The sequence below is a fragment of the Streptomyces sp. B1866 genome (genome assembly GCF_031932565.1).
Taxonomy (GTDB): domain Bacteria; phylum Actinomycetota; class Actinomycetes; order Streptomycetales; family Streptomycetaceae; genus Streptomyces.
Window position 1 is genome coordinate 1 of sequence record NZ_JAVSCF010000448.1, and the last position, 2,514, is coordinate 2,514.

At 77.6% G+C, this 2,514-nt stretch carries 4 protein-coding genes and 1 pseudogene; 1 reads left to right on the plus strand and 4 read right to left on the minus strand.

Annotated features, from left to right (window positions below; translation table 11 throughout):
• The 4 genes and pseudogenes from RKE29_RS29260 to RKE29_RS29275 form a co-directional block, all read right to left on the minus strand.
• Positions 1 to 214, minus strand: a pseudogene (locus RKE29_RS29260) (hypothetical protein); the annotation flags it as partial.
• On the minus strand, positions 211 to 666 hold the full coding sequence (locus RKE29_RS29265; protein WP_312008734.1) for a hypothetical protein: 456 nt from the start codon (positions 664 to 666) through the stop codon (positions 211 to 213). The pseudogene RKE29_RS29260 and the gene RKE29_RS29265, both read right to left, overlap by 4 nt.
• A gap of 14 nt (positions 667 to 680) precedes the next feature.
• On the minus strand, positions 681 to 878 hold the full coding sequence (locus tag RKE29_RS29270; protein WP_312008735.1) for a hypothetical protein: 198 nt from the start codon (positions 876 to 878) through the stop codon (positions 681 to 683).
• Between the two features lie 10 nt (positions 879 to 888).
• Positions 889 to 1,389 carry an Asp23/Gls24 family envelope stress response protein gene (locus tag RKE29_RS29275; protein ID WP_312008736.1) on the minus strand — a complete coding sequence of 167 codons (501 nt, stop codon included), beginning with the start codon at positions 1,387 to 1,389 and terminating at the stop codon, positions 889 to 891.
• Positions 1,390 to 1,671: 282 nt separating this feature from the next.
• On the opposite strand from RKE29_RS29275, the gene RKE29_RS29280 reads away from it, so the two are divergent.
• Positions 1,672 to 2,415 (plus strand): hypothetical protein, encoded by a 744-nt coding sequence (locus RKE29_RS29280; protein WP_312008737.1) that lies wholly within the window; start codon positions 1,672 to 1,674, stop codon positions 2,413 to 2,415.
• Positions 2,416 to 2,514 lie beyond the last annotated feature (99 nt).

Genomic DNA, 2,514 nt, shown 5'->3' on the forward strand with positions numbered 1-2,514 from the left:
CGGCCGGCACCCGCCGGGCGGACCAGAAGCGCCGGGCGCGCGGGCGCGGGTCGTCGTCGCCCGGCGTGTAGGCCGCGGCGGAGGCCGTGCGCGCCGCGCCCGCGCCGTCTCCCGGGCCGGCCGGCCGCGCGGGGTCCTCCGGCGGCTCCTGTGACTGGTCTTGTGCCGGCGGCGCCTTCGCCAGTTCGACGCCGCCGCTGCGTTCCTCGCTCATCGCACCCTTTCACGGGCCGTACGGTCCAGCGCGGGCGAGCGCAGCCGCTCGACCGTGACCGCCACCTCGGGCACCTCCATGCCCGCCAACGCCCTTACCCGCTCCGTCACGTGCCGACGCACGGCGTGGCACCGCGCGCCGATGTCCGACGGATAGCCGAGGGTGACCGCGACCCGCACGCGCGCGACGCGGCCGCGCACCACGACAGCCGCCCGGGGGCGCGGCTCTCCGTCGGGCGGGCCCTGCGGTCCGTATGCTCCCGCCGGCCCGTCCGCCGCCTCGTGGGCCTCGTCGGCTTCTACGGCCTCGTCCACGGGGTGTGGCTCCGGCGCGTACGGCGCGCCCGGCAGTCCGGGCTCGCCCCGCAGCGCCTCCCGCGCGGCCTCCGCCGCGATCTTCGCGACGACGCGGTCGGCGACGCGGGTCGCCCCGCGCTCACCGGGCTCGACCACCCGCCGTCACCGCCTCAGCGCCGACGTACGCCGCGGCCGCCCGCGCGCGTACGGAAGAACTCGCCGGTGTCCAGGTCCCCCTCCAGGAACCTCCCCGCCACGAAGCCGACGGCGCCCAGCGCCGCGACCAGCAGGAAGGCGGAGAATCCGCCGAAGTACCCGGCGAAGCCCAGCGCCATGCCGGCGGCCATGCCGATCACGGCCGTACTCATCGTCCACCCCTCACTGGAGACGCGGCTCCGGCTGTTCCTCTTCTTCCTCGTCCGGCAGCTTCACATCGCCGACCGCGATGTTGACCTCGACCACTTCCAGGCCGGTCATCCGCTCGACCGCGGCGATCACGTTCTCCCGCACGGCCTGCGCCACGTCGGTGATCGAGACACCGTAGTCCACGACGATCTCCAGGTCGAGCGCGGTCTGCACCTCGCCGACCTCCGCCTTCACGCCGCGCGTGACGGACCGGCCGCTGCCGGGGACGCGGTCCCGTACGGCGCCGAACGTGCGCGCGAAACCGCTGCCCATCGCGTGCACGCCCACGACGTCGCGGGCGGCGAGGCCCGCGATCTTCTCCACGACACCGTCGGCGATGGTGGTCCGGCCCCGGGTGCCCGGGTCCCCGCCGCCCCGCCGGCCCTGGCCGTCGCGGAGGGTCTTGCCTGAGGTTTCGCCCGGCCCGCCCTGCCTGGTCGTACCGGTGCGGTGGTCCTGCGCGGTGTCGGTCATGACCGATCGCCCCTTTCCGGGCGGAGCCGCCCGCCCATCCGCTTGTCACACTACGTCCGGGTGCCCATTCCCGCTCAGACGATGCGGTGGCGCGTCGCCGTCCTTCCAGGTGGGTCGGACCCGCGCGCCGCGGGACTTGAGGCAGGCTTGACCCCTCCAGACGGCTCGCCCCCTCCAAACGGTGTGCAGGAGGAATGTTTGCGGCACGAAGACAGCAGAAGCAGTACAGGGACGGCGGGCACGCCAGGCACGGCAGAGGGACCCGGCAGAGGGGTGACGGATGTGGTCGTGGACCGGTTGGCGCAGGCGGTACGGCAGCAGCTCGGGCTCGGCCGCCTGCTGCCGCTCGGCGGCCCGGGGGACGGCGCCTGGCTGACCGAGCGCGCCGCGCACGGTGTGCTCAGACGGGCGGCCGAGGCGGTGCCCGGCGTGCGCCTGGAGACCCTGCGGGTCAATCTGGCCGACCCGGCCGCCGCCGAGCCGCCCGCCGTCCCGCCGCCGCCCAGCGCGCTGCCCGCCGGGCCGCTGCGCATCGACGCGGAGTTCGCCGCCTCCGCCGACCACCCGCTGCCGGTGGCGGCCGACCGGCTGCGCGGCGCCCTGTTCGGCGCGGCCCGCGACCGGCTGGGCCTGCTGGTCCGTACGGTCGACCTGCGGGTGACGGGCCTGCTGGACGGCCCGGGCGCGCCGCGGCCGGCCGGCCGGGCCCGGTCCGCCCAGCGGCCGCCCGCCGCCGACGACAGCGACCAGGTGCCCGCCGGCGCGGTCGCCGCCCGGGCCATGGCCGCCGCCGTGCCCGGCGTGGCCCGGCTGACGCCCGTACTCGGCGGCTCGGGCCAGGCGGTGCGCGTGGAGGACCGCAGCGACCGGAGCCCGGGGCGGCACGTGCTGGTGCAGGTCGCGGTCACCGCGGACCGGCGCGCGCTGGACGTGGCGCTGGCGGTGCGGGCGGCCGTGGCGAGCGCCGTCTCGGGGCCGGTGACGGTGGCGGTCCTGGTGACGTGGGTGGAGACCAGCGACGGGTGAGCGCCGCCGCGGGACGCCGACCGGGCCGACCGGTACGGGCCCCGGGCCGCGTCCCGGCGCGCGGGCCCCGGACCGCGCCCCGCGGCCGGGCCACCCGGC

Coding starts and splice junctions, on each gene's coding strand:
- RKE29_RS29275 (WP_312008736.1), bottom strand. CDS start 1,389: ATGACCGACACCGCGCAGGACCACCGCACCGGTACGACCAGGCAGGGC.
- RKE29_RS29270 (WP_312008735.1), bottom strand. CDS start 878: ATGAGTACGGCCGTGATCGGCATGGCCGCCGGCATGGCGCTGGGCTTC.